Consider the following 26,882-nt stretch of genomic DNA (forward strand, 5'->3'; position numbering starts at 1 on the left):
TTTACCCAAGGGTTCTCCCTTTTCCTGCGCAAACCTACGCCACAACCTCTGCAGCACCCAGCTGCAGCTGGTACATGGCGAAGTACTTGCCGCCTTGCTGCATCAGCTCGTCGTGATTGCCACGCTCCGTAATCACTCCGTGGTCGAGCACAAGAATCTGATCGGCTGCGCGAATCGTCGACAGCCTATGGGCGATGACGAACGTCGTCCGCCCACGCTTCAGTACATCGAGCGCTTCCTGGATGATCGCTTCCGTTTCCGTATCAATACTCGCCGTTGCTTCATCTAGAATCAAGATCGCTGGATCAAACGCGAGCGCCCGCGCGAACGAGATCAGCTGTCGCTGCCCCGCGGACAACGTGCTCCCTTTCTCGATCACCGGCTCATCCAACCCACCCGGAAGCTGCATAAACATTTCATATGCACCAACATCGCGTAGCGCTTGCTCCACTTTTTCCCGTGAAATAGATGGATCATCCAAACTCACGTTCGAAGCGATAGTTCCCGTAAACAGGAATGGATCCTGCAGCACGATACCCATATGATCCCGAAGCTGCTGCTTAGACAACTCTCTCACATCGATGCCATCCACCGAGATAACTCCGCGTTCCACATCATAGAACCTGAACAGCAGATTTAGAATCGAGCTCTTACCTGAACCCGTATGCCCTACTAGAGCAACGGTCTCCCCTTGCCGAGCACGGAAAGTAATGTTCTTCAATACATCCTCACCCGGCTTGTAGCCGAACGAGACATCCTCGAAGCTTACGTTTCCTTTGTAGCGCTCCATCCGCTGATCTGATACCTCGATGCCCGGCTCATCCAGCAGTGTGAATACGCGCTCCGCAGATACGCGGGCAACCTCCAGATTCGAAAGCTGATTGACGATCCCGACAATCGGATTCATCATCCGATTCATATAGTCTATGAAGGCGTACAGAACACCAACCGTAACAGCCGTACCCAGAAAATCACCTGCGAACATCCAGACAACAGCAATAAATAGCACGTTCCGGAGAACATTGACCAGGTTGTGGGATGTGACGGAGTTCAGAGTAAGCAATTTATTCTGATATTTGTAATAATCGTCGTTCATTTCGTGGAACTCGTTCATCGTTTCCTTCTCTTTACGGAACGCCTGAATGATCGGCATCCCTTGGATCGACTCGTTAATTATTCCGTTAATATCGCTCAGTCGCGAACGAATGACATGATTATATTTAGCCGCAAACTTGCGGTAAACAACGATCCACACGTACAAAATCGGAATGAACGGAAGTGCGATCAACGCAAGGTTCGTATCGAGCAAGAATAGTGCTCCAATAATAGCTGCAATATAGATGATCCCAGAGAAAAAGTTCGCCAGAACCGACACGTATAGCTCACGGATCGCTTCCGTATCATTCGTAACCCGCGCCACAACTTTACCTGCCGGCAAATTATCAAAGTACTGCACAGGCAAACGCTGAATATGGCGAAAAACATCATTGCGCATCTTACGGATAATCCGGTTTGCAGATACCTGTAGCAGTAATCTCTGCCAATAGGCAAGTACCGCACCAATGAGTAGCAATCCAACATAGCTAATGGCTAGCATGAAGATGCTACGGAATTCCGGCTTATAAAATTCATATGTCTCGCCCTTGGAAAGCTTATTGGCGGGATATAGCTGCGTGCCTTCGTCCTCTCTTTCGATGGACAGCTGACCGTTGCTAAACGTCCGCTTTCCTGTATTTGGAACGCCTACAGAGTCAACAAAGTAGTAGCTACGCCCGGATTGCAGAACTCGCACTTCTCGGCCTTTGTCTTCTCCCTCCGCCCAGTGATCCGCTCTTTTATACCAGCCGCCGTCATAGGAAACTGCATACTTCTCGTCTTGCTTCGTTTCGTACCACGGCTTTTCGATACCCATAATATTCGTATCAATCATCCGTTTCGCTAGGAAAGGACCAACTAGCTCAACGCCTACAGCAACCAATAACAGTACAAGCGCCAATAGAATTGGCTTTTTGTAATTTAAAGCGTATTTGAATAACCGTTTACCGTTGTTTTCCATGAATAATTGTCACCTACATTTCCTCTTTGACTCTCTACATTAGCATTCGTCTCTCTATACGTACTTCCAACCTTTTATCTATGAGTTCGGTACATCTATTTAAGCTTCAACGACAGATGCTAACTGCTGCCGATCATATTGCTCCTTATACCAGCCACCAAGTTGCAATAGCTGCTCATGCTTGCCTTCCTCCACAATTCGGCCTTCATCAAGCACGATGATCCAATCCGCATGCTGCACCGCAGTTAATCTGTGGGTCGTAATGATTGTTGTCTTGCCTGCGCGTTCACTGCGAATCCCTTCCAGAATCTCTGTCTCTGTCTTGGCATCAACTGCCGACAATGCGTCATCGAGCATGAGAATCTCCGGATCGGCAATTACCGCTCTCGCGATGCTGACACGCTGCTTCTGCCCGCCAGACAATGCCACACCTTTCTCACCAACGAGCGTCTCTAAGCCTTCAGGGAGAAAAGCAACATCCTTACGGAACGATGCCAGCTCAAGCGCCCGGTTTAACCTGTCGTCCTCTTTGGCTTCATCCGTTGTTCCATACCAGATGTTCTCACGGATCGATTTACTGAACAGAATAGGCTGCTGAGGTACGTAACCGATCCAGCTCCGAAGCGAATTGAGTTCAAGCTCAGTCAAGGAGACTTCGCCTATTGTAAGTTTGCCGTCTCCCATCGGATATTCACGCAATAACTGCTTAAGTAATGTTGTCTTCCCGCTTCCCGTTCGTCCCACAATCCCAAGAGTCTGGCCTCTACGAAGCGAGAGTGAAATATCGACGAGGTTGTCGATCGACGAGGAAGGATATCGGAACGTGACTCGGTCGAAGGTGATCGACTCCGGAACCTCCAAGGAGATTGGTGCATCAACTTCCACCACGTCTTCCTTCACACCTAAGGTCTCATTGATTCGATCTAAGGAGGCATTACCACGTTGCATGATGTTAATCAGCTCTCCGATAGCGAACATCGGCCAGATGAGCATCCCAAGGAACATGTTAAACGACACCATCTCACCCAGTGTAATTTCTCCCTTGAACACAAGTACTGCTCCATAACACAAACCGATTAAGTAACTTATTCCGACCAAGATTTTAACCGTTGGCTCGAACAGCGCATCGATCTTGGCGACTCTAATATTTTTGTTAAACACATCGTCCGTAGATTTTCTGAAACGATCCCGATCCGCTTCTTCTTGAACGAAAGCTCGGATTACCCTAACACCGGATACGGATTCAAGCACTTGATCATTCAGATTACCGAAGGCATCCTGCGATTTCATGAATCGGTCATGAATCTTCTTTCCGAAATGCTGCATAAGCAGTGCCATGATCGGCAGAGGTAACAATGCGGCAAGCGTTAGCTTCCAACTGATCATTCCCGCCATCACGACGAGGATCGTCAACATAAACAAAGTGGAGTCGATGAGCGTTAAAATACCAAAGCCCGCCGTTACCGACACCGCACCGAGATCGTTCGTTGCCCGGGCCATTAAGTCGCCTGTGCGATTACGCTCGTAGAACGTTGGATTCATTTTCAGCAGATGTCTCATTAGACGGGAACGAAGTAGACGCTCCAGTACGAATGCACCGCCGAATAGTTGATATAGCCAGATATAAGACAGTACGTAACTGGCCACCGTTAGCCCTCCCCAGAAGACTAACAGCTCGGTCAGCTTACCCGATGTCAATGTCTCCTGACGGATTCCGTCAATCGCGACCCCAATGAGCTTCGGAGGAATGACATCAATAATGCCCACAATACACAGCAGCACGATCGCTATGGTGTACCTCTTCCAATGCATCCGGAAAAACCAGCTTAATTTTTTCAATACGATAAACATATTTATGTGTTCACACCCTTCTAAATGAGGAACAAAAAAGGCATACCGCCGTAAGCGATACGCCCTCAGAGGATAGTTACCCGATCCCCTGCCGCATACGGTGTCAAAACCGATCAAGAAGACCGCTTCTACACCGAATGAGATAAAAAAGGCGCACGATTACGTCACCGTAACCATACGCCTCACAACGTTAGCTTAGAGAATCCACCATTCTCTAGTCCGTTAGTGATTGTTAGCGAGAGGGTTACGTCCATGTCCAGCAAATGCTCTGCCAAATGGCTTATTAATGCCACCGTGATATCCGTTTCTCATGTTCGTAACCCCCCTTCCGTTCATCAAAGTATATTTGTCACTTTACCATCGTCCCCTAAAAGTTGTCAACGGGCAAAGCAGAAATATTTATAAGTTTTTTACAAAAGTGTTTTTTATTTATGTTATCCCCCTGTGTTTCTCTCCTTCTACAAACCTGTTTAGCGAGCTCTGAGCCCACCCAAATATAAATAAACCTTGAAGGGCACGAAGCCCATCAAGGTTCTAAGAAACTCATATTTAAGCTATCTGATTTCAAGCTACTTATACAACCAATACTTCTGCCTTGCTCTCGCACCATATGCAGTTTACGGGTGGAGTCCAGTCCGAAAATGACGTCTCATCTAGACTGAATAGATCTGGCGCATCCTCATATTCATCTACGAATTTGTCGATTGCAAGCTCGACATGCTCACGGCATACACAATACATCGATTTATTCCCTTCTAGCTCGCTTCTGCTACTTCATCTTATCGTTCTTCCTGCTCATCTACTTTTTCGACAAGCTTAACTTCAAGCGTACTTTTCTTTCCATCTCGGTAGTAGGTTACCTTCAACGATTCCCCGATTTTTTTCGAATTATACAAATATTTGCGAAGATCCATCGTACTATCAATCGCCTTGCCATCAAGCTCAACAATAATATCATTAAATGCCAAGCCTGCATCAAGTGACGGTCCAACAGACTCTAGCACGATTACACCATCCGTGACACCCTCTGGAATAACAGGTACTGCTACCTCGAACTCTTCGCTATTATCCGTCGATTGTTCTGCATCTTCCTCATCGTTGTCTTCTGCCAGTGGGCTATCGAGATATAATCCCAAGTCCATCGTGTAGACACCCATATAAGGTCGGATCACTTTGCCTTTATCCAGAAGCGCATTGATAATCGGCATTGCATTATCGATCGGAATAGCAAAACCAATGCCTTCGACACCCGTGTCGGCGACCTTCATACTGTTGATGCCAACAAGCTTGCCATTCAAGTCGACCAATGCTCCACCGCTATTGCCTTGATTAATCGCCGCATCAATCTGGATGACTTCCTGCTCCCAATCGTAATTACCGTCCTGATTGATCGATATAGGAATTATTCTTTTCTTATTCGAAACAATGCCTTGTGTTAACGAGTCCCCGAAGCCTAACGGATTACCTATGGCAATGACCATCTCACCGTCGCGCAGCTTATTGGAATGGCCAATTTCAGCGACTGTATCGATACCCGCGTCGTCCACTACCAATACCGCAAGGTCCGTGAGGATATCTTCGCCGATAATTGTCGCTTCTTTCGTTTCCCCATTAACCAGAACCGCCTGAACTTCCCCTGCATCCTGGACGACATGAGCATTCGTGATAATGTAAGCTTTACCGTCTTTCTTCTGAAAAATAACGCCAGAGCCCATGCTCGTATTATACGGTAGCTCGCCTTCTTCTAAATCTCCTTGCATCTCCAGAGCCTGTTTTGTCACATTGATGATACTAACAACCGCAGGTCGCACCTTCTCAGAAGCGGATATAATCCGTTCCGATGTTTCTACCAGCGCTTGCCCTCCCGCCAGTGCCGGCTTCGCCTCAGGCTCCGCCGATCCTCCATTGTTCAGAAGTACAAATAAGAACACAACAATTATCGAAGTGGCAAAAGACGAAATGAAAGCAACACGGAACATAGACCCTTGGCGCAACCCTCTAAACTGTCGGGAATTGGACCCCCTCACATTGCGTGAGCGCCTCTTCACCCGTGTAGAGTAGAAATCATCATCGAACAAACTCATGGTCATGCACCATCCTTCTAGGGGACTATCCCGTTCCCCTCGCCGCAGCGGATCTTCCTCTTAATCATAATAACTAGTTATTTAACTTCTATACTAAACGTTTCTAAAATAATAGGAATGTTTATTAAGGTTTTGACTAGAATAGTAATAGAATGAGAGAAGACAAGCAAGTACTTTCTCCTCATAATCCTAATGTAAAGAAAGGAAGGAAATCCAATGAAAACAACAACGCAACACGGATGGCAATTTCTTAATCTAGCTTCACAAGTCTCAGATATGAAGCATGACAATTACAGACAGCTGCTTGCAATTAGCACTCTCATAGAACTCATGGTGGAGAAGGGTCTTCTGACTGCAGATGAGATCAGAGAGAAGTCCTCACAGATGGAAGCTGAGCTCGACAGACAGCTGCTGTTATAAGCTGTATTCTTGACGGACCGATTACTTAATAACATCCCACATAGTAGGTCGGTCATAATACGTATCGCACAGGACAAATTCATCTTTTTGAAAGAAACAACCATTGTCTTCTAATACTGTATTCACAGTTAGTTTGGCTAACTCCATTAAGTTGTGCTCTTGGCTTAAATGAGCTAAATAAACTCTACGCAAGCTTCCTGTCAGCAAGCTACATAACGCATCACCAGCAGCCTCGTTAGATAAATGGCCGGTGTCGCCTAGGATACGACGCTTAATGTTCCAAGGATATCTGCCCATTCTTAACATGTTGACATCATGATTGGACTCTAGCACCATGACGTCCGAATTTTGCAGCTGGCTCATCACCTTGTCACTCACATAACCAAGATCTGTTGCTAGACTTAACTTCGCTCCATCGGATAGGAAACAATAGCCCACAGGCTCGATAGCATCATGTGAGATGGCATACGATTCGATCCGTAGATCGGCAATTTCCATTACACTATCGGACGGCAATATTTTACGCTGCTCATCGGGAATTTCACCAATTGTTCGCAGCATAGCTCCCCAGGTTTTCTCATTCGCGTAAATAGGAAGCTTATGCCTACGTGCAAAGGCTCCCAGGCCTTTAATATGATCAGAATGCTCATGTGTAACCAATATAGCATCCAGGTCTTTGCCGTAAATCTCTCTTTCTTTCATTAACTCTTCTATTTTTTTGCCGCTTAAACCAACATCAACAAGTACGTTTGCCGAATCCGTAGATACGACTGTCGCATTGCCGGTTGATCCACTGGACAGTACTGTGAATCGAAGTCCCATGATCGCTTTCTAGTCCTCTCCCCAGCGAGTTTCCCAATCCCTTCAACACACAACTGTGCCTACTGGTTAACGAGAGCGTCGCCTTTTTCTGTCGTGACTTCTGCACTAAATGCATTCACATAATACACTTCTTCGCCATTTTCTAGCAAAACCCTCCATGAAGGCTTCGAAACTTGTGTTTCTGCATCTTCAAATATTTCCCCATGATACCCTAATCGAATTTCCTTGACGACAGAGCCTGCTGGTAAGTTGGTTTCAATGACCTTGGCTAATGCCTTCGCTGCAGGCAGCACCTGCTGATCCTTATTTGTCGTCGAAGAATTGATCTCAATAATATCCTGTGTATAGGTTTTGATTTTTCGCTCACTATAAAATAACTTCAAGTGGATATCGAATATCGGCCATTCACCTTCCATCCGATTAAAGGCAAAGAAAACACCTTCACGACTACCCAGTTGATCTAGTTTATAACTGCTAAGCTCTGGAATAACTCCACCAAGTGATTTAATGAGCTCCTCTTCGAAAACAATACGCGACTCCGGAGAAGGATTAATCGGCTTTTGATCAAGAATACGATTCCCTGCAAGATGCTTGATACTGTAAGTCAAATCACGCATCGCCGGTGTCTCTGTCGGAATCTTCGCATTATCATCCACGATAATGTTGTTTTCACGCATGAACTGTAGCGTCTCAGGAGGGAGGGAGGTCCAATTCACCACTGTGTTTAATCTCTCGCGCCATTCCGTCCATAGTTGATAGCCCAGAATAATATTAAGCATGAGAAAAGCAAATATCAACACGCTTTTGGCTCGTCTCCAGTCCATCCCGCTCCCCCTCTCGATCCTTCACCATTAATCGTTATTTTAATTTGCAATAACCGGGCTAGAGTCTGCGACAATAACGACCTCACCGCTAGCTAGTCTCGCCGCCCATACTGGACTCAATGTAATCGTATCCTTCTTCAGAACCGGTCTGAGTGCTGGGAACAGGGCTTCAACGTTCTTACCACTAGAGGCCATTTCCTTAAGGGTAGACCGTAGGATATCGCCACCAGGCAGCTGTCTGCTACGTTTGTTACTGATATCCTTGTCAAGCACGACGAGAGACCGATTATAGGACGATACGCCCCCTTGCTGCATCGTAAGCTGGATAAACCCAAAGTTCATTAAGCTGTCTGAGACAATGGGCACATCTCTGTAATATTGCTGGAAGCGGACGTTTAAACTGCCGGTTTCCGAAGTCGTTTCCTTAACGAACTGGTGCCTTCCGTTCCAACCCCCATGCTCATTTACGAAACTAATCGCAGCCATAACGTTATCCATCATGTCGTTGCGGCCTTCTGTACGCGCCACAAGGTCGGTGAAGGATAACCATGTGCCATCCTGCTCGACCTTAAGCCCTCGCTTGCCATCGGTATAGAACTGGGCCGACTTACTATTTTGTATCGTTTTTGTAATTCCGGGATCGAAGAACAGATTGTCCTGCATTTGCTCCGTCGTATATCGATCAAATGCAACATCCATCTCGACGATTCTTGACGACGACTTCTCCGGGATATAGAGATTGCCATCTTGTGTCGTATACGGATCCCAATACTGACCGAAGCCTACGTAGCCTTCAACATCGCCAATCGTCAAATCTGCACGTTGTGCTTCATAGACGAAGCGGCCATCCGAGCTGAAGAAGAATGTCCGAACTTCGTCGCGGACTTTACTCGTGTAGATCCAGATTCGATCAATGGAATCTCCGAAGAACAGGAAGTCGCTATCAATCTGAATCTCACCCCGCTGGAGTAATTCAAAGGGAATCGGTCGGCCAAAGCGTAGCTCAATCCCTTGATTCTCCCTCCTAATTTGGTTCCAATCTACAGTGTTAACGGGAGCTCGCTGCATACCTTTGAATACGCGGCTTTTCAGCTTTGTCAGAATCAAATCATAAAACGGACCCGTGCTAGGATAGAATACCGTATGCTTGTCATTACCCAGATGGAGGACGAGCTGCTCAGGAAAGATCAGATTTTTAGCCTCTTCCTCCGTCCCGAGTAGCTCCGTCTTTACATAATTTAACTCGGTCTTTTCCTTCGTCTCCATGAAAGGCTTGCTGTAGGCTAGGAAGTAACTTTGAACAAGACTAACAGCCACCAGCAAAAATAGGATAAACGATTTCCCCTTCTCGATCATGCGGTTTCACTTCCTTCCGGCACAATCGGTAGCAGAACCGTTACGACGGTACCCACGTTTGATTCAGACTCAAGCGTAATGGACCCGCCATGGGCTCGAACAATTTCCCGGGCAATTGATAAACCAAGCCCTGTGCCGCCCATATTCCGCGAGCGGGCTTTGTCCACTCGGTAGAACCGTTCAAATATCCGAGCCAAATCCTTCTTGGGAATACCAATACCCGTATCCTTAATGGCAATCGCTAATTGTCCCACATCATTACCCTTTGCTGAAATATCAATTGAGCCACCGTCAAGCGTATATTTAATCGCATTGGAAACGAGATTGTCCAGCACCTGATCAATTCCATCTCGATCTAACCATGCTGTCTCTTGCTTATTCTCAACCTTAACCGAAACAGTAATTGCCTTCTGACGCAGTTGGAAAGAAAACCGATCTACGACTTCCTCTAGCATTTCAATCAAATCGATCTTTTGGCGGCGCAGCTGATTACGGCTAGAATCAAATCTCGATAGGTGGAGGAGATCCGTAACGAGGCGAATCATCCTTTCCGTTTCACTACGGATAACCCCTACAAAGCGGTCAGCGAGCGGGGGCTCGTCCAACGCTCCATCATCTAAGGCTTCAGCATAACTCTTAATCGTAGTAAGTGGGGTTCTAAGCTCATGGGAAACATTCGCTACGAACTCCCGCCTCGATTGCTCTAGCTTCTCCATCTCCGTTACGTCATGTAGCACCGCAATTACACCGGCTACCCCTTTATCCCGACTACGAATAGGCGTGAGTGTCACTCTAAATACCAAATCCTCTTCCTGATCATCCAAGTCCCGATTAAGCAGCAAAGATGACTCTTGTCCTTGAAGCGTGTTTGCTATTGGATCCTTTTCTATACCCAAGGCTTCGGATAATGTCGCTCCATCCTTTAGCTCAGTAATACCTAGCATTCCTCTAGCCCTTCGATTGGTTACAATAACCTGTCCCAATTCATCCGTAGCCAAGACGCCATCACTCATATTCGCGAGAATAGAAGACAGCTTTTCCTTTTCTTCCTCATTAATAGATAGAGCATCACTCAGACGATCGGTCATATCATTGAACGCAATGCTAAGCTGCCCAATCTCATCCTGCCCGAACACCGGCACTCGTTCATCAAACCGCCCCTCGGCTACCGCAGTGGCTTGCCGAGTCAACGCTTTGATCGGTGATGTAATCGTACCTGCAAGCAATATTCCAAGTATAGCCGTAAGTCCAAGCGCAATTAAGGTCGCGGATGCAAATATTCGATTGATCCCTTCCATCGTCTGGTATAGATCTTTCATGGATGCGACGATGTAAATGGCTCCCACAATCTTGCCGTTACTGAATATAGGCTTAGCTATAACTTTATTCCGTGTGTTGTCCTCATCAATAAACTCTTCCTCGTTATCCCGTACACCCTGAAGCGCACGGCTAACAAGCAGAGACGTATTCTTGCTTCCAATATTCGTTTGTTGAAGCTGATTAGAAGTAGCGAGTACCTTCCCGCCAGCATCTAGCACTTGAATCTGTGCACCATTGATCGTATCAAAGCTTCTCATAACTGTACTCAGCATCGCTTCGGTTCCTGCTTGAGCGTTAGCATCCTTATTGCTGTCCGACGATAGACTTTGCCCGGATAAGACAGAGGTTAGAAGGTTCGCCTGATCATTTAAATTACTTGTGAATGAATTAATCAACGAGGTTTTCATCGTACTGATGAAGTACACACCGATCAACTGAACCGCGATCAGAATGAGCAGCAGCACCATCATTATTAACTTAACCTGAATGCTGCGGAACAAACGAACGCCTCTCATCCATAATGACCGCCTGTCATCTTCGGATTACGTACCAAATAACCTAAGCCACGTCTGGTCATAATGATCTCTGGTCGACTAGGATCGTCTTCAATCTTCTCTCTTAGCCGACGAATCGTTACGTCAACCGTACGCACATCTCCGAAATATTCGAAGCCCCACACCGCTTGCAGCAAGTGCTCACGAGTCATGACCTTCCCGCTATTCTTAGCGAGATAATGAACAAGCTCAAACTCTCGATGAGTAAGATCAAGAGGTTGATTATTCTTATAGACAACATACATATCCGTATCGATAAAAAGATTATATAACTTTAAGCCTTGTCGTTCTGCTTCTGGTTGTGCTTCTTCATCCGTTCGAGCGGATTCCACCTTGCGTTGTCGGCGCAAATGCGCCTTCACCCGAGCAAGTAGCTCGCGTGTACCAAATGGCTTCGTCACATAATCGTCGGCACCCAGCTCAAGCCCCAACACCTTGTCGATCTCATTGTCCTTAGCCGTAAGCATAATAATGGGCGTAGAAAGACGTGTCCGCACTTCACGGCATACATCCATGCCATCCTTAATTGGAAGCATCAGATCGAGTAAAATCAAATCTGGCTCCTCTTCGAATGCAAGCCGAACTGCAGCCTCGCCATCGAATGCGCAGATGACCTCGTAGCCTTCTTTTTCAAGATTAAATTTGAGAATATCCGCAATCGGTCGTTCATCATCAACGACTAGTATTTTACCTAACATCTACGTCACCGCCTTCCGCTTCTCGGAAGCTAATCTCTGCTATCTATCTTACCATATTGCTGGCAAGAGCCCAATGGCGTTTCGTGGCAGTCGACCGCTCAATCTCGAACAATATAAAGAAAGGCCTTCCCGAGTCCGATAGGAACTGCGAGAAAGCCTTTATGTTATAGATAGCTTGTCGGATTCTTAAGCTTGCCATTTAGATAAATTTCGAAATGAAGGTGGGTACCCGTTGATCTTCCTGTGCTACCCATAATGCCGATAACATCGCCCTTCTCGACGATCTGGCCTTTCTTCACCTTAACGCTCTTCATGTGGCCGTAGACGGTTTTGAATCCATTATTATGGTTAATAATAATTGCATTCCCTAATCCACCCGACTTGTAGCCGGCAAACTCGATAACACCTTCGTCAGAAGCCAAAATATTTTTACTACCCGTCATGTCGATGCCCTTATGCATCCGGCCCCATCTTGAACCCTGGTAGCTTGAAATCCGAGCGCCTAGCACTGGCCAAGAGAACTTACCAGAGCCTTCACCGCGAATGACCTTAGTCCCCTTCAGAATGCGGGTCGAGACCGGTGCTTTAAGTATTTGCTTATCGATCTGCTCTTCTTCGATAAGCGAACCGTTCCGTTTGATCAAACGGTAGGTCACTTGCTGCTTGCCTTCTGTACCTTCACGAAGGACCTTCTGCTGACCTAGCTTCATAGAGTCGCTCTTCTCATATTCGATCGGCGGCTCAATCACTTCGATCTCCGTCACTTCTTCTTCAGAATTGACATTCAAAATTGGAGGCTCTTCTTCCGATAGATCCAAGACATCTCCAATTTTAATACTATCGTTCTTAATCCACTTGTTGTTCTGGTAAATAAGCTCTTCGCTAATGTCGAGCTTCGAGGCAATGCAGCCTATGCAATCGCCCTTCTTAACCGTGTATTTCCTAGGAATAGGCTCTCCCTCAGTAAGCTTGAGGAACAAGTCATCTGGATCAGATAGCTTCGAAGCATCAATATCCGCCGTGACCGTCTCAACCTTCTCTACGAAGCTTACGGATGTCACAACCCTTGCTGGTTTAGCATCTGCCGATGCAGTCGCAGGCGTCGCACCTGATTTAGCAGATAAAGTCTGAACTTCGGTAGCAGCCTTCTTAGCAATTAAACTAGCAGGAGCATACTTATTCTTCACTCTCTGTAGTAGCTTCTTAGCCGTTGCCTCATCGCGAACAATACCTACTTCCTCACCATCCACAACTACCTTCACACCGACAGGATGAGTTTGAAGCATACTACTAAGTTGCGTCAGCGTGGCTTCATCATCCGTTTTCTTCTTGTAAGCCCTTTCAAGCGTATAGCTGACCTGATCTTTATTCAGCACCAGGCGTACAGGGCTGTCCCCATTCTCCAATTCGGAGGCTTTAGCCGTCAATAATTGCTCGACCTTCTCCTCGCTGCTAACTTCTCCTACTGGCTTACCATTAAGAAGAACGTTATAGTATTCGACGCTATGGGCTTGCACATATTTATACCCACCGATTCCGACTGCAATAAGTGCGGCGATGCCACATGCGGTCACTACGAGAGGCTTACGATATTTGTGGAGTATATTGCTACGAATAAGCTGCGATGGTTTATCGGATTTGAACTTACCTTTCAATTGCGTGAACCGAACATTCCGGATAGTTTGCCTAGTGGCAGTGACGAATTTCCGGATCCGATCCATTCCCCTGAAAACGGCCATGATCTTCTCCTTTTCCCTTGCTTTCGATGATCTTTCCCCGGATATGGCAAAAGCTTGTGTACCTCACTTTAGCATAGGTCTGATTAATCTATCAACCATTTGGCCGGATTAGAATTATGAAAAATGGAAAGAGCCACCGGTTTACGTCCCCGATGGCTCATGTTATTCTGAAGTTATTTTACTCCAAAGAGTCTTCTGTAGCAGGTTGTTTTTGACCTTTGAGTAGTTCAGTCATCTGAATATACTCTTGGTCAGATAAGGAAGATTTGAGCATGCTTTGAACCTGAACTAGCTCTTCGGATGTCAGGCCATCCTTCAAGGAATCCGATAGCTGCTTAAGCTGCTCTGGGTTCAATTTGGACACGACCATAGCATACAACGATTGTCTTTCCTCATCTGTAAGCTGACCCATTGCGATATCTTCGTTAAACGCAGGGACCGCATCTACCTGTCCACCATTATCTGTATTCGTACTTTCGTCGACCTTTGGTTTTACTACTGTATCCCCTGTGGGTGCAGCTTCCTCCTGGGTCGCATTAACCCCATTCCCCGTTGGCACCTGAGTAGCTTCACCCACCTCTTGCGTTTTGGGGGGCGAGCTTTCTATAGCATCACTATCATCTATTGAAGCTGGTGGCTTGCTCACTGAAGCCTCCACTTTCGGACTCTTCTCCGCACCCCACAGTGTTCCCCATACTCCTGACAAAGCAATAGGCTGTAGATCGATTGGTATACCTAGCTGCTTAACTACTGTTTCCATATAGCTGTTCACAATATAACCCGTTGTCCAAATACATAAGAAGCTGAGCAGCAAAGCTGTCGCTCCCATCCGGATCACCCAGCTTACCCACTTAAACATTCCTTTACCTCCTGCTATGCCGTTTTCATAGTTTTAGTATGGGCAAACCTCCTTCTAATCATTCCTATTGAATTTTTATATCTTTCAAATAGCCCTTTAATTCAAACAGACTTCCATTAGAAAAAAGAAGCATTCAAAGCCGCGATCACGTGGTTTTGAATGCTTCTTTGCTATTATCACTCTGCCAACGTTCTGCTAGCATGCTGATATCAGTTACGCAGCAGCTTCCGTCCTAACTTGCGTGCTCATCTTCCGTTGTTTACGGGAGCGTCTAAAGTAAAGCAGTTCGTACATAACAGGAACAACGACCAGTGTAAGAAGCGTGGAGCTCGTGAGACCACCAATGACGACGACTGCAAGCCCGCTTGAGATTACGCTTCCGCCACCAAGACCAATGGCCAGCGGCATCAATGCACAGATTGTGGCTATTGCAGTCATAAGGATTGGACGCAATCTTGTTCCTCCCGCTTCGATGAGGGCTTCACGGATCGTGAGACCATGCTCAATCTGTTGCTGTACACGCTCAATTAACACGATCGCATTCGTCACGACGATACCAATTAGCATTAGGAATCCGATCATGCTAGAGAGGGATAGTGGTTCGCCTACGATAACTGTACCAGCCAAGCCACCTATCAGTGCGAAAGGTAAGGAGAACAATACAGCAAGAGGGGCTCTTCCTTCACGGAAAGCGACGACCATCACGATGTACACCATACCTACGGCGATAAGCATTGCCATAAGCATATCACTCATCATTTGTCCGACCTCTTCGTCGCTGCCTCCTAAAGAGTATTCTACTCCAGTTGGCAAGACTAGCTTTTCAAGTAATTTTTCTAACTCAGAATTCACTTTACCTGCATTCTTGTCTGTGATCTTCGCTGATACGGTTGCAAATTCCGAACCATTCTTGAATTGCAGCGTGCTAGGTAACTGCGTCTCTTTCACTTCTGCAATGTCTTTCACCTGGATATCGGTACCCATCGGTGTGTGTAGCTTCAAGTTACTAATATCCTCAAGAGAAGATATCGAAGCACCATTCAGTGATAAATATAGATCGCTAGCTTTCGAACCGTCTCCAATTCGCCCTGCATTTGTTTCCGTTAAGAACGGACGTAGGATCATCGAAGCTTGTGCTGCCGACAGTCCGTATTTAGCCGCATCCTTCTGCCGAACCTCGATTGCAATTCCTTTTGTTCCATCCTGAAGATTATTACTCACGTTATCGATACCTTGTAAGCCGTTAACGGTTTCTGTAATTTTCTCTGTTGCAAAACGAATATCACTTAATGATGAACCGGTCACGGTAATCGCGATGTTCCCCCCACCGCTCATATCATCTTTAATAAAGCTGAACTCCGATCCTTCAGGAACTTTGACTTGTGCGCTTACCTCATCTGCAAATTCATCCAAATCCGCCTCAGAACGAAGTCCGATAAACCAATCCGCACCATTGGAGACGTCGCTGACTAAGCCACCACCTACAGTAAGGTTTGAATTCTCAACGTCTTGGTTTCCGCGAATGATCACATCCAATCGGTCCGCTTCCTTCTTCACCGCATCAAGAGCAGTCCCCTTAGGCATCGTCATGCTAGCAAATATATATTTATAATCCGTTTGTGGGAGTACTACAACTCCGACTTTACCTGCGAATATCGGCACAAGACTTCCTAAGAAAAGCAATAAAGAGACGGTAATAACAATTGTCTTATGGCCTAGAGACCAATGAAGTACTCGCTTGTAGCCACGGCTCATCGCGGATTCTTTCGTTTCTGCTAATTTAGCATTCTTCATTAGTGCCCATGCCATTAGAGGAACGACGGTAAGAGCAACTAAAAGTGAGGATATTAGCGCAAACCCGACCGTTAAGGCAAATGGGCGGAAGAAACCGCCGATCATGCCCTGCAATAATCCTAAAGGAGCGAATACAGCAACCGTCGTTAACGTCGAAGACGTAATCGCACGACCCACTTCCGCTGTTCCCGATAAGATCAAATCCTTGCTAACCTTCTCACCTTTCATTCGGCGTACAATGTTTTCAATGACCACGATACTATCATCGACAACCCTACCCGTTGCTACAGCCAACCCACCCAGGGTCATAATATTGAGTGTGACATCCGTGAAGGTTTTCAAGCAGATCATAGCGATCAGCATAGACAACGGGATAGATACGATAGCGATCAAAGTCGCCCGGAAATTCCTCAGGAAGAACAGAATCAAGATTGATGCGAACAAAGCACCTAATGCACCTTCACGAGCAAGTGTATTTACGGATTCCTTCACGTCCGTAGCTCGGTTATACAAAACAAGCGATTTCACTTGCCCAGCTTGATCCGCATCAGCATATACTTTGAGAACTTTATCAGATACTTCCACTGTGTTCGCGCTCCCAGATTTCACGATATCGAGCGACACACTTGGATGACCATTCGTCAGGCTAATCGTGCTCAGGTCTTTCCCTTGCTCGATTTGTGCGATGTCCGTAAGCTTCACGTCACCTGCCGGTGTTAAGCTCCATTCCTTCAATTGCTCAATCGATCTGAGATCTCCTTGAACAAATACAGGAAGCTTAGTCTCATTCAAAGTCGCTTCTCCCAGTGGCACACTTAGATTGTTAGCTTGCAGAGCCCCTATGACTTGCTCATAAGTAATGCCTTTCTCGGACATTTTTGGTGCATTCAGTCTGATATACACACCGTCATCTTTAAGACCTGTTACCTTTACTTCGTTAACACCTTCAATCGCTTGTAGCTCAGGAATAATTGATGTTTTGACGAGAGTGTTAAACGCCTCTTGCGATACCCCATCCTTAGCAGCCACAGTCGTATACATAATCGGCTGGTTAGTCGTGGAGAAGTACATGACCTCTGGTTTCTCAACTTCTTCAGGTAGCTGAGCATCGCCTAGTGCTTGCTTTACTTCCTCTTGTTTCTTCTTCATGTTGTCATTCGCGTTAAACTCAATCTGCAACATGGAGACACTATTTGCGGACTCAGAAGTAATATTTTTAACACCATCTACATTCCGTAATATTTTCTCGAGTGGCAATGTCACTTGATTCATCACTTCATTCGGAGCGGCTCCAGGGTACACAGCAGATACCATAATGCCAGGGAATTCGATTTCTGGTTGCTGCTCCTGTTTGAACTGCATCGTTGAGTAAACTCCACCAACTGCAATCAGAATAACAAGCAGGACGATTGCAACAGGGTTCCTCAGTGAAAAATTCGTAAAAAATTTCATTCGTGTTCTCTCCACTCTCTATTTTTAATACTTGCATATGCACTCCACATTTTGGAAGTCTACGGATTCAATTGTAATTTGTTACCACGGATCGCAACATGGTCTTAGGGTTGTTTTTTAACCTAGACCTGCGGCGGAGTACCATTAAGTCTAAGGGCTCGTAGTAGCACAGGTCCTAACGTGTTACGCGGTCCTTAGGGATAGCGGCGGAATGTTTATGTCGGAGACATATCCGATAAGTTTTAAGAGTTAGTTACTACCTAGGTGTCCCCAAAATGTATGCAACGTTCACTGTCAAAAAAAGTTACCTTCATTGAATCATAGTATTTAACCTTGGTTTGCGAAGGCCATAAAAGTGCCTTCGCTGAGCGAGATATCGGGTTGGGTGTGGACGAAGGCCATAAAAGTGCCTTCGATGAGCGAGGTATCGAGTTGGACTAGGACGAAGGCCATAAAAGTGCCTTCGCTGAGCGAGATATCGAGTTGGGTGTGGACGAAGGCCATAAAAGTGCCTTCGCTGAGCGAGGTTGGGTTGGGTTGGGTTGAAGCGAAGGCCACTTTTCCAATATAAAAAAGCCGCTCAGCGGATGATTACATCCACTAAACAGCTAGATATCTATGTTCGTTTATTCTCCGTAAATTGCAGCTACTTGATTCGTCTGCTCACGATTACGACCAACTGAGAAGATCGCGATTGGAATTCCAGTAAGCTCAGTAATCCTCTTAACGAAGTTCTGAGTTGTTTCCGGCAAGTCACTTAACGTCTTAGCTCCGGAAATATCCTCACTCCAGCCTGGAAGCTCCTCGTACACCGCTTCACATTCTTCCAGCAGCTTGAGGTTAGCAGGATAATGCTCCATAAGCTCGTCACGGAACTTGTATGCCGTACAAATCTTAACGGTCTCAAGTCCTGTCAGAACATCAAGGGAGTTCAATGACAATCCTGTAATCCCGCTCACGCGACGGGCATGACGTACAACAACCGTATCGAACCAACCTACACGACGTGGGCGTCCAGTAACTGTACCGTACTCATGGCCTTTATCGCGAATCCATTGACCAAGATCATTGTTAAGCTCAGTAGGGAATGGACCATCGCCTACACGAGTCGTATACGCTTTGGCTACGCCAATAACCTCTTTAATTTTCGATGGGCCAACACCAGATCCGATGCAAACACCACCTGCAGAAGGGTTAGAGCTCGTTACGTAAGGATAAGTTCCTTGGTCGATATCGAGCATAACGCCTTGAGCACCCTCGAACAATACCTTCTTACCTGCATCGATTGCATCATTCAGGATTACGGAAGTATCAGTTACGAACGGACGAAGCAGCTCTGCCAATGCCAAGTAATCCTTAATAATGCTGTCTGCATCTAAAGGGTCTCCATTGTACATCTGCGTAATGACTTGGTTCTTATCCGCAATAATACTGCGAGCCTTCTCTTCGAACGCTTCTGGAACCATGAGATCGGCGATACGAATCCCATTACGGGCAGCTTTGTCCATATAACAAGGACCGATCCCTTTACGAGTCGTACCGATTTTGTTGTCTGCCTTACGATCTTCCTCCAAGCCATCAAGCACAAGGTGGTATGGCATAATAACGTGAGCGCGATCGCTAATTTTCAAATTATCAGTTGAAAATCCGTTGTCGCGAATATATTGAATTTCCTCCACCAAAGCTCCAGGATTAATAACCATCCCATTGCCGATGACGCATAATTTGTTCTGATTAAATATTCCCGATGGAACCATCGTCAGCTTGTATTTTTTGTTCTCTATGAGGATAGTATGTCCGGCGTTATTACCACCTTGATAACGAGCGACGACATCTGCTTTATCTGCAAGAAAATCCGTGATTTTCCCCTTGCCTTCGTCTCCCCACTGCGTACCTACAACAACGACTGTTGACAATGCAATCCCTCCATCCGGAGTGTTCTGCACACCGGCATGATAACGCCACCCAGAATCGCAACTTGCGATCAGGCAGCATGAATAGTTTAGCAATTGAGCGTTTGGAAGTCAACGGAAAAACGAACAATCCCGCGACTGCCTATTTTAATGTTCGGAATTTAGTCTTGATTTAAGCTATTTAAGCACTGCCTGCATAGGCTTCGCTATGAGATCGATCAAGACTTACGAATTTGTTGAAATTTTTCAAAAATACCAGTTCTACCGTGCCTACTGGACCGTTCCGCTGTTTAGCAATAATAATCTCGATGATGTTCTTCTTCTCCGATTCCTTATCGTAGTAATCATCCCGATATAGGAAAGCAACGATATCGGCATCTTGCTCGATGGATCCGGATTCCCGTAGATCTGACATCATGGGACGTTTATCTTGACGTTGCTCTACGCCCCGTGAGAGCTGAGACAATGCAATAACTGGAACCTCTAGCTCACGGGCAATTTGCTTCAATGTACGTGATATTTCCGATACTTCCTGCTGCCGATTTTCCCCGGCTTTGCCGCGCCCTTGAATAAGCTGAAGGTAATCGATGAGAATCATACCCAGACCCTTCTCTTTCTTCAGCCTACGGCACTTCGCCCGAATATCGGAAACCGTAATCCCAGCAGTATCATCAATGTAGATTTGAGCTTCAGACAAAGCTCCAATAGCCATAGATAGCTTCTCCCAGTCATCCCCTTCGAGATGCCCTGTACGCATGCGTGTTGCATCCACATTGGATTCCGCACATATGATCCGCTGGACAAGCTGCGGCGCTGACATCTCCAAGCTAAAGATCGCAACAGTCTCCGAAGAGCGTACGGCTACATTCTGGGCTACGTTCAAGGCAAAAGCTGTTTTACCTACGGATGGTCGTGCCGCGACAATAATGAGATCATTCGGTTGAAAACCATTCGTCATCTTATCGAGGTCAATAAATCCAGAAGGTATACCCGCTACCCCGCCTTTATTGTTATACAGAAACTCAACCTTCTCGAATACTTCCATGAGTACATCGCGAATGCTGATAAACCCGGTCGCCGAACGACGACTCGATATTTCCATAATGCGTGCTTCAGCATCGTTAAGCAGAACACCCACATCATCTTCAGTCGCATAGCCGTTGGAAACAATTTGTGTCGCCGTGCGGATCAACCGTCTGAGAATGGACTTCTCTTCCACGATCTGAGCATAGTATTCCACATTTGCCGCCGTTGGAACCGAGTTCGCAAGCTTGGTCAAATACATGACCCCTCCGACCTCTTCCATCTGCCCTAGATCCTGTAGGCGAGCGGTTAAGGTAACAAGGTCGATCGGTTGATTATCATCATTAAGAGCAACCATCACGTCAAATATGCGTTGATGGGAGACGCTATAGAAGTCTTCCGCTTTAAGGCGTTCCATGGAGGCAATAAGCGCCTCCGACTCGAGCAAAATAGCACCGAGCACGGCCTGTTCGGCTTCTAGATTCTGAGGAGGCACACGATCGTATAGTAGCTGCTGATCCCCGCTTCCATTCATTGGGTCATTCCTCCACGACTTGTACGTTTAACGTGCCCTTTACGTCGGGATACACTTTCACGGTTACTTTCGTTACACCTAATACTCGAATTGGATCATCAAGCTCGATTTTCCGTTTATCAATCGAAATCTTCTGTAGCTCCAGAGCTTCAGCGATTTGTTTGCTTGTGATAGCACCGAATAACCGTCCGCCTTCTCCTGCCTTCGCTTTAATGACAACTGTCATCTCAGATAGACGTGCAGCTAGTGCTTTGAATTCATTCTTCTCGTCTTCCTTCTTCTTCAGAGCAGAAGCCGTCTGTTGATTTAGAGTCTTCTTAGCCCCTTCGGTGGCAAGTTGAACGACCCCTTTAGGCAATAGAAAATTGCGTGCGTACCCTTCAGACACTTCTTTGACCTCACCCTTTTTACCCTGACCCTTAACATCTTGCAAGAATATTACTTTCATTCGAATAACCCCTCTTCCTTCTCAAGATCTGTTAGTACTTGCTTTAACTTTGCTGCGACTTCCGTTACCGGTCCTTGAAGCTGAGCGGCTGCATTCGTAAAGTGCCCACCGCCACCAAGCCGTTCCATTACGATCTGGACGTTAATATTACCGAGCGATCTTGCACTCACACCCACTAAACCATCCTGCCGCAATCCGATGACGAACGAGGCTTTAATTCCCGTCATATTAAGCAGCGTGTCTGCCGATTGGGCGATAAGTAGCTGCGGCAATTGCTTGCTTGAATCGGCCACTGCTATCGCAATGCAATCCCGAAAGGTTTCCGCATTGCGAATGATTTCGGCTTTACGAATGTATTCCTCCAGGTCTTCCTTGAGCATCCGCTGTATAAGAGCCGAATCGGCGCCATTACGGCGAAGGAATGAAGCTGCCTCGAACGTTCTTGAGCCTGTACGGAAAGCGAAGCTTTTTGTGTCGACAGTAATACCCGCCAACAACGCTGTCGCTTCTCTTACGTCAAGCACAACACGCTCATGGATATATTGCAGTAGCTCCGTCACTAGCTCGCAAGTAGAGGAAGCATACGGCTCCATATAGACAAGAACAGCATCATCGATAAACTCTTCACTTCTACGGTGGTGATCTACAATCACGATCCGCTCTGTAGCTTGTAGCAGGCGTGGCTCGGCAACCATTGTTGCACGGTGCGTATCTACCACAACCGCTAACGACCTTTTGCCAATCAAGCCCAGCGCCTGCTCTGGAGAAATGATCCTTTTCATCAGCTTCTCATCTTCTTTAAGCATATCCATCATCCGCTGAATGGCGGGATTAATACCTTCCAGAACGATATAAGCTTCCTTCCCATACAATTGAGCAGCCTTCAATACTCCGATTGCCGCTCCGATTGCATCCATGTCAGGCATCTTATGACCCATGATAATAATATTATCGCTTTCCTTCATGAGGTCACGAAGGGCATGGGAGATTACCCTTGCACGCACTCGCGTGCGCTTCTCCACCGCATTACTCTTACCGCCATAGAAGCTTTGACGCTGACCGAACTTCACAACAGCCTGGTCACCACCACGTCCAAGCGCAATATCCAAGCTTCCTTGCACCAAATGTCCAAGCTCAATGACATTAGCTGCATCAGATGCAAAACCAATACTTAACGTCATCGGAAGCTTCTGCTCAATCGTGATTTCACGTACATCATCCAATAGCTCGAAGCGTGATTGCTCAAGCCCCTTAAGTGCAACTTGATTCGTAATGATCATATACCGATCGGAAGATAGCCGACGTAAGAGCAGTCCGTACTTCAGAGCCCATTCATTGATCTCACCTGTAACCTTGGATAACATCAATGCGCGCTGTTGCTCATCCATTCCTTGAGCGACCTCTTCGAGATTGTCCATCATGACGATCCCTAGCGCTAGCTTCTCTTCGTCATAGCGTTTCTTAATCATCCAACGTTCAGTGATATCCATGACATAGATAACGCGCTCGTTCGCTCGGAGCGACAACTGAAATACACGACCACTAATCGTAATCTCTATTGGTGCTTCCTTATCTTTACTAGGATGCTGGAGTACTGGAAAATGTGTGGCAAGCGTATCCCCAACAATGGAGGATCGACCTATTACGGTAGCAATGAACGCATTATGCCATTGAATTTCTTTTTCCTCGTTATAAATGATAATACCGAACGGAAGATGGCTTATGACTTCATTGCTAACGTTCTTAATCCGATGCGATAAGGTGAGTACATAATCGTCTAAATCCTTACGAAACGCTTTCTCCGCTAGTATAGCGTATACGGCGACAACTCCACCAAACAACAGTCCTAACAATCCGAATATCCATTGGTACCATGCGAGCGCAACAGTTAACATGAAAATAAGGACTAGTGCCCAGACAATATGCATACCGTGCCAACGCTGCGCAAGAAACTTGGGCATAACCACTTTCGCTCCCGTCTATTGGTGAGGGGGAGCAGGGTGCATTTCAAGCATCCTGCTCTCTGTTCCCACACTTTATTTCACGAAGTATTTGCGCAGCGGGAAAGCTGCGTCAATCAAACCAATAAATACGTAGAGCATAGGAAACACCAAAAATGGTATGCACATTAACAAAGGTACCACCTTGGGCCATTTCTTATTATCTGCAAGAAAGAAGAAAAATCCGATCGCTTGTATTATAAAGACAAATTGCAAGATGGGAACTAGGTTCGAGATGACGATTGTCCAATACCCGCTAGCCCCTTCCGATAGGCCGAAGCTTGCAATCATAGCAATTAAATAATACAGCACTAAGCTTCTAGGTACTCTCCACGTTCGTGCTTTCGGTAAGGCTGGCACTTCAATGGCTTCTTTCCGAAGAACAGCCCGTGACAACCCATGTGTTACGATTGTAAAGAGGAACGCCGATGTCAGAAGTAACATAGGCAGCATCATCATAATCGTATCCCCATAAGCTTTTGCGGAATCCACAGCCCAACCTGCATCAACCAAGTTTGCCGATTCAAACTGCTTAAAGCTATCCGTCAGCATAGCCACAAGTTCCGCTTTAAGGTTGATATCAAATAGCACGCTAAACAACACGAGCTCGAGCAATAACTGCGCTAGAACAACAACGAAGCCAGCCGTAATGGCGTTTCGAGCCGTTTTCCCCTTCTTGTACATATGCCCCATAACAAGCGATGGGACTAGGAAAAAGATGGCCAGCGTCACTACGATCGGACCAAATCCCCCTGATAAGAAGTAAGCGATAATCCCAATGGGGATTACATGTAGTACGAATTGCTTCGGGTTAAGCATTGTGTACAGGACAACGAACGGAGTCATCACTAGAAAAGTCGTAATAAAATTAAACGGTGACGCTAGGGTTAGCAGTAATACTACGGTCACTGCACTCCAAACCAGCGACTTCCAGCTCATATTCAATACATTCACCTCATGCGGATATGTTCGGACAGTTTGGCCTAATTTCACTGTCTCTGATGCAGAAGAACAGAAAACTGCAAACTTTATTATATCATAAAAAATGCACCCCACGGCAAACAGACGAAAACCCGGAAGCAAATGCCGCGACCGGGTTTTCCATAATCACATATCTACGATAAAGCAGCTTCCAACTTAAAGTCCGAGCCTTCTTTCGTCAGCTTCCATCCGTGCGCTTTCAAAGCCGAGAGGGGTACATAACTCCGATCACCAACGGATAACAGCTTATTCGTGGTAGCATGACCATCATCCCACACCGACTCATAGCCCCGCTCCAATATAAGCTCTCCTACTTGCGGCTTCGGAACACTAAGCTTAGTTGGCTTTGCCCCGCTCGTTATCGTAGCCTTGTGAGTAACCTTGTCCCACTTAATCTCATATCCAAGTGCTTTCAATGCCTCAAGATCAACATAATTTGCACTTCGATATTCCAGTAGGGTTGCTTGGCTCCCCTCCCAAGAGAGAGTTGAACCACCAGCTGTTACCCTAAGGAATTCACTTTTAATTGGCTCTCCTGCACGAATATCCTTATGGATACCTTGCTCATCTAAAGCCACTTGTCCGTTCACGAGCACATACTCGATACCCGCGGACACAATTTCCGGCTTCTCAACCGTGGACATATCGCTAATCTTGTCATAATCGAACACGACAATATCTGCGTCCATGCCTTTGGCAATGCGACCCTTCTTCTGCAAAGCAGGAGCTTGCTTCTCTAGCCGTTGCGCCGGCATAAGCGACATCTTAGCGATGGCATCTGAGAGTGAGATGACCTGCTCCTCACGAACATAGAGACCAACTGTCCTAGCAAAGGTTCCCGATGCCCTTGGGTGATTATTGAAGCCTGGTTCAAGAATCGCATCGCTGCCAATCATGACATAAGGTGCTTTAAGGGAATCAATAACATCCTGCTTCGGAATCGCATAGGCGACCGCAAGCTTGCCTTGCTTCTGGTATGTCCTGAACGATTCGGCTGTTAGCCGTTCCTTCGTCCCGGCAATCTGCAAGTCATTGTATGTAATGCGGAATCGGTCTTGCCAGCCTTCATCGAATCTTGCGGAATTCAAGTATGTACCCCAGTAATCATAAGGGTAAATACAAGACGTAATGTCTAAGCCTTCTGCGATGGCATCCGAAACCATCTTGAGCGATTGCGTCATGGAGAACGTTCCGCCCGTACTATTGATGTGATCAATATGTACCGCAGCGCCTGAAGCTCGAGCATAGCCGATCAATTCCTTGATCGCATCAATGTTCGTCCCCGGCTCTTCCATATCTGAGTACCTGGCGTGAAAGTAAACAGGAACATTATACTTATACGCCAGATTCATCATAGGTAATATTTCCTTATCATTAACACCAGGTACATATTCCAAACTGAACGAAAGCCCGAGCACCCCATTGTTGAGTGCTTTCTCTGCCTGATCTACCAACGTTTGCGTTTGTGCTGGCTTAGCTGTATCGTAGCGGCTCAGCTTGAACTGATTGCGAGCTTGTGTGTAGAAGAACGATGCACCGAAGTGTACAGGCGTTTTGTTACGCGTGTAGTAGGGATACCACTTCTCCGGACTAGCCGTTCCACCATGCATGGCCGTATTTGTTGTTACACCATCCGCAATCTTGTTCCATACCCCAACCGGATTTGGGTCATACGACAGATTGTCGATGAATCCAGGTGCAACAACTAACCCTGTTGCATCAATTTCCCGTTTGCCTTTAAGCTTCTGATCTGTGACCAGAACGATTTGACCATCTTGAACGGCTACATTAAGTCCTTCACGATCAAGCTTGGTCTCTGGATTAATCACCCTACCATTCGAGATGACCACATCATAAGTTTTGCCTAGCTCAGAAGCCGTCGGCTGATCAATTGCAGCCTCTTCCTCTGTAACTGGGATAACCGTTGCTGATGGGTCATTACTCGCAGGTCCTGAACTAGAGCTACCTTTAGTCGTCGAAGTGCTATTGGCACTGGGGCTTGATGTGGACAGCTTCCCCGAATTCTCTTCTCCAAATAACGAGGTTGCTGCCCATGTGCCACCCGCGATAACTACCACAGCGATTACGATTAGAAACAGAAACTTTCTGAGATTGCGTGGTTTGTGCCGGCTGTTAGTCATCGTTCCTCCAAG

The 26,882-nt window shown here is 46.4% G+C and carries 20 protein-coding genes; 1 reads left to right on the forward strand and 19 read right to left on the reverse strand.

Annotation, left to right across the window (positions count from 1 at the left end; translation table 11 throughout):
* Positions 1-34: 34 nt before the first annotated feature.
* The 4 genes from M1K58_RS14670 to M1K58_RS14685 all read right to left on the reverse strand — a co-directional run bounded on the left by M1K58_RS14670 (position 35) and on the right by M1K58_RS14685 (position 5,997).
* A complete protein-coding gene (locus M1K58_RS14670) occupies positions 35-2,056 on the reverse strand; it encodes an ABC transporter ATP-binding protein (RefSeq protein WP_256759597.1) in 2,022 nt (673 codons plus the stop codon).
* Positions 2,057-2,155: 99 nt separating this feature from the next.
* Positions 2,156-3,907, reverse strand: coding sequence for an ABC transporter ATP-binding protein (locus tag M1K58_RS14675; RefSeq protein ID WP_256759598.1), 1,752 nt, complete (start codon positions 3,905-3,907; stop codon positions 2,156-2,158).
* Positions 3,908-4,480: 573 nt separating this feature from the next.
* Entirely contained in the window at positions 4,481-4,648 is a 168-nt protein-coding gene (locus tag M1K58_RS14680; RefSeq protein WP_256759599.1) for a CxxH/CxxC protein, read from the reverse strand.
* Positions 4,649-4,686: 38 nt separating this feature from the next.
* On the reverse strand, positions 4,687-5,997 hold the full coding sequence (locus tag M1K58_RS14685; protein ID WP_306220407.1) for a S1C family serine protease: 1,311 nt from the start codon (positions 5,995-5,997) through the stop codon (positions 4,687-4,689).
* 210 nt (positions 5,998-6,207) lie between these two features.
* Between M1K58_RS14685 and M1K58_RS14690 the strand changes: the two genes are divergently transcribed.
* Positions 6,208-6,411 (forward strand): hypothetical protein, encoded by a 204-nt coding sequence (locus M1K58_RS14690; RefSeq protein ID WP_256759600.1) that lies wholly within the window; start codon positions 6,208-6,210, stop codon positions 6,409-6,411.
* Positions 6,412-6,432: 21 nt separating this feature from the next.
* On the opposite strand, the gene M1K58_RS14695 is transcribed toward M1K58_RS14690, so the two are convergent.
* The 15 genes from M1K58_RS14695 to M1K58_RS14765 form a co-directional block, all read right to left on the reverse strand.
* Entirely contained in the window at positions 6,433-7,233 is an 801-nt protein-coding gene (locus M1K58_RS14695; protein ID WP_256759601.1) for an MBL fold metallo-hydrolase, read from the reverse strand.
* 59 nt (positions 7,234-7,292) lie between these two features.
* A complete protein-coding gene (gene yycI / locus M1K58_RS14700; RefSeq protein WP_256759602.1) occupies positions 7,293-8,057 on the reverse strand; it encodes a two-component system regulatory protein YycI in 765 nt (254 codons plus the stop codon).
* A gap of 39 nt (positions 8,058-8,096) precedes the next feature.
* The gene (locus M1K58_RS14705) at positions 8,097-9,413 is read right to left on the reverse strand and encodes a YycH family regulatory protein (RefSeq protein WP_256759603.1); all 1,317 of its coding nucleotides are present in this window, start codon (positions 9,411-9,413) and stop codon (positions 8,097-8,099) included.
* Positions 9,410-11,248, reverse strand: coding sequence for a cell wall metabolism sensor histidine kinase WalK (gene walK, locus M1K58_RS14710; protein ID WP_256759604.1), 1,839 nt, complete (start codon positions 11,246-11,248; stop codon positions 9,410-9,412). Before walK ends, M1K58_RS14705 begins: the two co-directional genes overlap by 4 nt.
* Positions 11,245-11,985, reverse strand: coding sequence for a response regulator YycF (yycF, locus tag M1K58_RS14715; RefSeq protein WP_256759605.1), 741 nt, complete (start codon positions 11,983-11,985; stop codon positions 11,245-11,247). Before yycF ends, walK begins: the two co-directional genes overlap by 4 nt.
* Positions 11,986-12,149: 164 nt before the next feature.
* On the reverse strand, positions 12,150-13,724 hold the full coding sequence (locus tag M1K58_RS14720; RefSeq protein ID WP_256759606.1) for a M23 family metallopeptidase: 1,575 nt from the start codon (positions 13,722-13,724) through the stop codon (positions 12,150-12,152).
* Positions 13,725-13,902: 178 nt separating this feature from the next.
* The gene (locus M1K58_RS14725; RefSeq protein ID WP_256759607.1) at positions 13,903-14,583 is read right to left on the reverse strand and encodes a hypothetical protein; all 681 of its coding nucleotides are present in this window, start codon (positions 14,581-14,583) and stop codon (positions 13,903-13,905) included.
* Between the two features lie 213 nt (positions 14,584-14,796).
* On the reverse strand, positions 14,797-17,829 hold the full coding sequence (locus M1K58_RS14730) for an efflux RND transporter permease subunit (protein WP_256759608.1): 3,033 nt from the start codon (positions 17,827-17,829) through the stop codon (positions 14,797-14,799).
* A 327-nt stretch (positions 17,830-18,156) separates the two neighbouring features.
* Positions 18,157-18,333: a hypothetical protein gene (locus M1K58_RS14735; RefSeq protein WP_256759609.1), complete on the reverse strand. Its 177-nt coding sequence runs from the start codon at positions 18,331-18,333 to the stop codon at positions 18,157-18,159.
* 122 nt (positions 18,334-18,455) lie between these two features.
* Entirely contained in the window at positions 18,456-19,745 is a 1,290-nt protein-coding gene (locus M1K58_RS14740; protein WP_256759610.1) for an adenylosuccinate synthase, read from the reverse strand.
* A 178-nt stretch (positions 19,746-19,923) separates the two neighbouring features.
* Positions 19,924-21,300, reverse strand: coding sequence for a replicative DNA helicase (gene dnaB / locus M1K58_RS14745; protein WP_256759611.1), 1,377 nt, complete (start codon positions 21,298-21,300; stop codon positions 19,924-19,926).
* Between the two features lie 4 nt (positions 21,301-21,304).
* Entirely contained in the window at positions 21,305-21,748 is a 444-nt protein-coding gene (gene rplI, locus M1K58_RS14750; RefSeq protein WP_256759612.1) for a 50S ribosomal protein L9, read from the reverse strand.
* Positions 21,745-23,709, reverse strand: a complete 1,965-nt coding sequence (locus M1K58_RS14755) for a DHH family phosphoesterase (RefSeq protein ID WP_256759613.1) — start codon at positions 23,707-23,709, stop codon at positions 21,745-21,747. Before M1K58_RS14755 ends, rplI begins: the two co-directional genes overlap by 4 nt.
* Positions 23,710-23,784: 75 nt before the next feature.
* On the reverse strand, positions 23,785-24,687 hold the full coding sequence (locus tag M1K58_RS14760) for a DUF2232 domain-containing protein (RefSeq protein ID WP_256759679.1): 903 nt from the start codon (positions 24,685-24,687) through the stop codon (positions 23,785-23,787).
* Positions 24,688-24,863: 176 nt separating this feature from the next.
* Entirely contained in the window at positions 24,864-26,870 is a 2,007-nt protein-coding gene (locus M1K58_RS14765; protein ID WP_256759614.1) for an amidohydrolase family protein, read from the reverse strand.
* Between the last annotated feature and the right edge of the window lie 12 nt (positions 26,871-26,882).

The sequence above is a fragment of the Cohnella sp. WQ 127256 genome (assembly GCF_024519285.1).
Classification (GTDB): Bacteria; Bacillota; Bacilli; order Paenibacillales; family Paenibacillaceae; genus Cohnella.